This window comes from Leptolyngbya sp. FACHB-36, from assembly GCF_014695955.1.
Classification (GTDB): Bacteria; Cyanobacteriota; Cyanobacteriia; order Leptolyngbyales; family Leptolyngbyaceae; genus FACHB-36.
Genome location: NZ_JACJPG010000517.1, coordinates 1 through 4665, shown reverse-complemented (window position 1 = coordinate 4665; position 4665 = coordinate 1). Strand labels below are relative to the sequence as shown.

General features: G+C 54.7%; 6 protein-coding genes. 1 reads left to right on the top strand and 5 read right to left on the bottom strand.

What is annotated here, in order from left to right:
• Positions 1-9: 9 nt before the first annotated feature.
• Both H6F43_RS14860 and H6F43_RS23185 read right to left on the bottom strand, forming a co-directional pair.
• On the bottom strand, positions 10-786 hold the full coding sequence (locus H6F43_RS14860) for an isochorismatase family cysteine hydrolase (protein WP_190343512.1): 777 nt from the start codon (positions 784-786) through the stop codon (positions 10-12).
• 164 nt (positions 787-950) lie between these two features.
• Positions 951-1838 carry a glycoside hydrolase family 19 protein gene (locus H6F43_RS23185; protein WP_199290367.1) on the bottom strand — a complete coding sequence of 296 codons (888 nt, stop codon included), beginning with the start codon at positions 1836-1838 and terminating at the stop codon, positions 951-953.
• Between the two features lie 334 nt (positions 1839-2172).
• Here H6F43_RS23185 and H6F43_RS14850 point away from each other — a divergent pair, with 334 nt between their 5' ends.
• Complete coding sequence (locus tag H6F43_RS14850; protein WP_190343510.1) at positions 2173-2409, top strand: hypothetical protein; 237 nt, start codon at positions 2173-2175, stop codon at positions 2407-2409.
• A gap of 82 nt (positions 2410-2491) precedes the next feature.
• On the opposite strand, the gene H6F43_RS14845 is transcribed toward H6F43_RS14850, so the two are convergent.
• The 3 genes from H6F43_RS14845 to H6F43_RS14835 all read right to left on the bottom strand — a co-directional run bounded on the left by H6F43_RS14845 (position 2492) and on the right by H6F43_RS14835 (position 4559).
• Positions 2492-2899 (bottom strand): protealysin inhibitor emfourin, encoded by a 408-nt coding sequence (locus H6F43_RS14845; protein ID WP_199290366.1) that lies wholly within the window; start codon positions 2897-2899, stop codon positions 2492-2494.
• Positions 2899-3966, bottom strand: coding sequence for a M4 family metallopeptidase (locus H6F43_RS14840; protein ID WP_199290365.1), 1068 nt, complete (start codon positions 3964-3966; stop codon positions 2899-2901). Before H6F43_RS14840 ends, H6F43_RS14845 begins: the two co-directional genes overlap by 1 nt.
• Positions 3967-4112: 146 nt before the next feature.
• Positions 4113-4559 (bottom strand): hypothetical protein, encoded by a 447-nt coding sequence (locus H6F43_RS14835; RefSeq protein WP_206754574.1) that lies wholly within the window; start codon positions 4557-4559, stop codon positions 4113-4115.
• Positions 4560-4665 lie beyond the last annotated feature (106 nt).

Genomic DNA, 4665 nt, shown 5'->3' with positions numbered 1-4665 from the left:
CTTTAAGCTTTAATTTTTTTCCTTCTTAATTGAAGTTAAAACTGTCCCCGACTCTGTTACAAATCCAAAACACTGCTTGACATTGTAAAGCGTTGCTTGCCAGCAGAACTCCGGTGAGGTGGTTGCGGTGCAGTCCGTGAACAAAATGCAGTCGTAGCCGAGAAAGTTGGCATCTTGCAGCGTCGCCATCACGCATTGATCCGCGTTGACTCCAGCAAAGAACAGCGTCGTCTTACCCAAATTTTTCAAGATGCTGTCGAGGGGCGTGTCCCAAAAGCCGCTCATGCGGTATTTGTCTACGCGGATGTCGGCGGGCGCTGGCTCTAGCTCATCCACCACGGCGGCTGCCCAACTGCCGACGGTAAGAACCGGAGCACCGTTTGCAGGCAGCGGATCGCCCAGCCCAACACCGTCACCTGTGGGGTTGTAGACGTGGCGCTGGGCAGCGCTGATGTTGAGCAAATCAGGACGGTTGCCCCAGTTGACCCAGATGATCGGTACTCCGACACTCCGCAGTGCTGGTAGCAGAGCTTGCAGCGGTCCGATCGGCGATCGTGCCGGAGTCACATCGACGCCAATGTGCGCCAGCCAGCCGTCTGGGTGGCAGAAGTCGTTCTGCATGTCAATCACTAGCAGCGCGGCTTTCGCCAAATCCAGCCGTAGAGTTTTGGTCGCGGTTGGAATCGTAATCGGCTGCGGAGGCAGCGATGGACGAGTCAGATCGGCGATCGTCGCATCAACTGCCCAAGCATTGGGGGGAGTGCCTAGAGTCCGAAGCGGTGTCATGATGGTTCTTGCCGTAGCTTGCCAGTAGAGGAATTCTCTGCTGAATCTAGCAGAGGGGTCAAGCTCCACGTTGTACTACAGATTCACCGCCGAAAAATGTTCAGCGATAGCCGTTCTCTGTAGAATTTCGCGCGAAATCCGTTCGTGTAATGGCAAAAGCCGACTTATGCACTAAGGATCCGTTTAGCCGCTTGCAGCAGCTGGACACGATCGTCTAAGCCGTTGTAGCCACCGTTGATGACTTTGGTAACGGTTTCTACATCGTCTTTGTCGGCATCGGGGTTAAGCTGGCGCGTGTCCCAGAACCAGCCAGCACTGCGACAGGCAAGATCGGGGTCAGCCAGCCGCTTTGGAGCCGCAATCAAGTCTACGTTTAGTGCCGCGCCACACTGGCTGTAGTTAGCGCGACCAGTAATCTGAATCAAGCCTCTACCTTTGAAGCGGACGCCGTCTCCGGGCTGCGTGTTACCCAAGTCGTCGCGCCATTCGTAGTCCTCACCGGAGGCGTATTCTTCCAGCGCGTGCAAGCGATCGGACTCATGGGCAACCTGCGCCAGAAAGTGCGCTTGTCGGAGTGGCGTCGTGATGTCGAACTCGATGCAAGTGCGATTAATGTGCGGCGTTAAGGCTGCCACCCGCGTTGAGTCAGCGTCGGGAAGGATTGCCGTTAGCTGCCCGACTGTCAGCAGATTCATAGGCGTTGCCGGAAACAAGCTGGCGTAGGGTTGCTTGTCGGCCGGACGCTTCGGTAAATTACTCAGCGCTCGCAGCAGGTCATCAACTTGGCAGTCGATCGGGTTCAGGTCGCCCTGAAGCGTGTCTTGCAGTTCTTGAAGCCGCTCGGCTGCTTTTTGACGACCAAGATGTGTATCGCTAAGCGAGAAAATGCCCATATACGGCGGCTTGTCAGCTGGACGCGCAGGCAGCTTACTCAAGTCTCGGATCAGGCTATCTATTAAGATATCGTTTGGATCAGTACCATCGGGTAGCTTGTGCAGCAGGGTTTCCAGGCGATCGAACGCTTGCATCCGCCAAATGTCAACTTGTGTCACGACCATTTCCCTTGATTGCGCTAAGAGGTTGCAAGGCTGGGTGCTGATTTACAGCTGAATCAGTCCAGATTGCAGGGTAGATGGAGTTATTATTCCCTCAGAGAGCAATCACTTCAATCATTGCAAATAAATCATTGCAAATAAAGTTTTACGAGCCGCTGTAGCGCCTGAAGCAAGCTAAGTGAGGCAATCAATCGCAGACGGCTCTGACTGCGATGCGTGATCCGATGAAATCTACCGTTCCTAACGTATTGGCACGATCGCCGCCCAAAACTCAGAACGCATCTGCCCATCCCTGTCAAAATGATGAATGACGTGAAAGGACCACTGACGGATGCGATTTGCGATTTCGGGCAGTTCCGGGCAGATATTAGCGACCGGGGAACTGTTCATTCAAGAGGACGAATCTGGCGAACTGCGACTGAGCTTTCGCACCGATCGCGGCAGAATCATTGAAGGTGGCCTGGTTGATGCTGACGGCAGCTTAGCCAATGCCAGCAAAGACCTCTTTCGTCAGTTCTTTCTAACCTGGGGCGTCTCTGGAATCACGCTAACCGCGCGATCGAGCTAGCTACGAGGGGACAGGGTATAAAGCGCCAAAACTTAGTAAGCGCGAAGCATTCAACAAAAATTTGGGTCCGAATGCCTCGCGCCTACTTCCGTCGCACTGCCTCCATTAGCCACTCCACCAGCGGGCGCATCGTTCCGGGCATTGCCGCCTCTCCCACGGTAACGCTGTGCCGCCGTCCGTCCTCTTCTACCGTTATTTGATACTGGAATCGATCGGGCTGGGCCCCTGATGGAATGGTTGCGGGCAATCGAAAGAAGTCAGCCGCGTCTACCAAGCGCCGCAGTTGAGCCGATTGCTCGGACGGCAAACTAGCCGTATCCACCGTGGTCGTCATTAGCATTCCAGCGAAGCCGCCGCTGCGCTCAAATGAAACCTGCATCCTGCTGCACTCCTTTGCGTTGACATCAGCATACCGTTTGCCGATGCCAACAACACCCAGTAGTGCGGCTCCAATGAGGAAAATCACTGAACGGCGCGATCGAATCTGCACTAGACGTTAACTCCTACTGTTTTCCAGCCGTTGCGGACGGCTTTCTGCTCGGTGCTGTCCTGTCCGTACAGTTCTCCGGCAATGTCGATCGTTGTTTTTGCTGCCCGCTTAAAGTTGGCACGAGCGCGCAGGCGATCGCGCAATGCAATGTACCAAATCTTGCCTGCTTTCTCCCAAGCGTAGCCGCCAATTTCGCTGGCTGCCAGGTAAAAAGCGCGGTTGGGGATGCCAGAGTTAATGTGAACGCCGCCGTTGTCGCCCGTGCCTTTGTAAAGCTTGCTCAGGTGGTCCGGCTGCGGATCTTTGCCCAGCACAGGGTCGTCGTAGGCGGTACCGGGAGCTTTCATCGATCGAATTCCGATGCCCTTGACCTTCGGCGTCAATAGCTCTGCGCCCACAATCCAATCAGATTGTTCCACGGTCTGCTTCAGGCTGTACTGCTTGACCATAATGCCGAACACGTCGGACATGGATTCGTTAATCGCTCCGGATTCCCCATAGTAAATCAGACCCGCTTCAAACTGGGTGATGCCGTGGGTGAGTTCGTGCCCGATGACGTCGATCGAGGCGGTAAAGCGATTAAATAACTCGCCATCGCCGTCTCCGTAAACCATCTGGGTGCCGTTCCAGAAGGCGTTGTCGTATTTCTTGTCGAAGTGAACGGTGGATTCGAGCCGCATGCCACGATCGTCGATCGAGTTACGCTCGAATATCTCCGCGAAAAAGTCGTAGGTTGCGCCTGCACCGTCATACGCCTCGTCAACCGCCGTATCCCCGGTGGCAGGGTCGCCTTCTGCGCGTACCAGCGTGCCTGGAAGCTGTGTCTCAGTTTTGGCGTCGTACACCGTGCGCCGCTTTTCGCCTGTCGGAGTCATCAACGTGACGGCACCAACCGCCTCCCGACGTCCCCGAAACTGCTCGGACACGCGCAGCGTTTCTAGCGCCATCGATCGCTGCGCCTCATTGCCGTTTTTGATGATTTCATCGGTCATGTGAGGCGGTAGAATGCAGCAGATCGGACAGCGGCAGTTCTGATTCAGCCAGCCAAACCGGGTATTACCAACCATGACAGATTCTCCTGGGTAAAACGACACGGCACTACGCGATAAAAGCGCTGCCGATGGAATATGTGGTCACTTTTTCATATGTTCTGCGAATTGCCCAGGGGTGGCGGCACCCTCGCGGGTGAATTTTTGTAGAAGCGTCTGCTGTATCACCGCTGGTCTACACGCAGATTGCGATCGAGTCCCTGCCTAATCCATGCTAGACACTCGTCCTGGGTTGAAAAAAGCTTGGGTGCAGCAATATTGGTCAACTCCTCTGGCGGATAGTGGTCGTAAAACCATTTGTCTGCCTCCTCAATCAGAACAATCAGGTTGTGCTGATAGGTGTAGCGGTGGACGAAGTAGCCGCTGTCATGCTTGATGTCCGAGTGCTGATCTAAAAATGCTTTGGCGATCGCAATAATACGGGCAAGCTGCTGGTTGCAAACTCCCGCTGGATTGCCCGCTTTATGAAACTTGCCTTTGCGCCCTCGTTCCGACAGCAGCGTGTACGAGTAGAGCGTTTCGCCCCCTACCAGCGCAAACACATACGGGACAATCAAGTACCCCCGATGTGGCGTGGAATGTTCATACAGCAACCGATTCATCGCACTCATGTAGCTACTAGTCGTCAGCCGCCAGCCATTGCTGCCAGCGATTGTGTTTATTATCGCTTGTCAAGGTCAGGTAACACCTCTTCCAGAAGGCTCTCCGCTTAGTGTG

Excerpts from the sequence above, each read along its gene's own strand:
- H6F43_RS14860 (WP_190343512.1), bottom strand. The coding sequence starts at position 786 with ATGACACCGCTTCGGACTCTAGGCACTCCCCCCAATGCTTGGGCAGTT.
- H6F43_RS14850 (WP_190343510.1), top strand. The coding sequence starts at position 2,173 with ATGCGATTTGCGATTTCGGGCAGTTCCGGGCAGATATTAGCGACCGGG.
- H6F43_RS14840 (WP_199290365.1), bottom strand. The coding sequence starts at position 3,966 with ATGGTTGGTAATACCCGGTTTGGCTGGCTGAATCAGAACTGCCGCTGT.
- H6F43_RS14835 (WP_206754574.1), bottom strand. The coding sequence starts at position 4,559 with ATGAGTGCGATGAATCGGTTGCTGTATGAACATTCCACGCCACATCGG.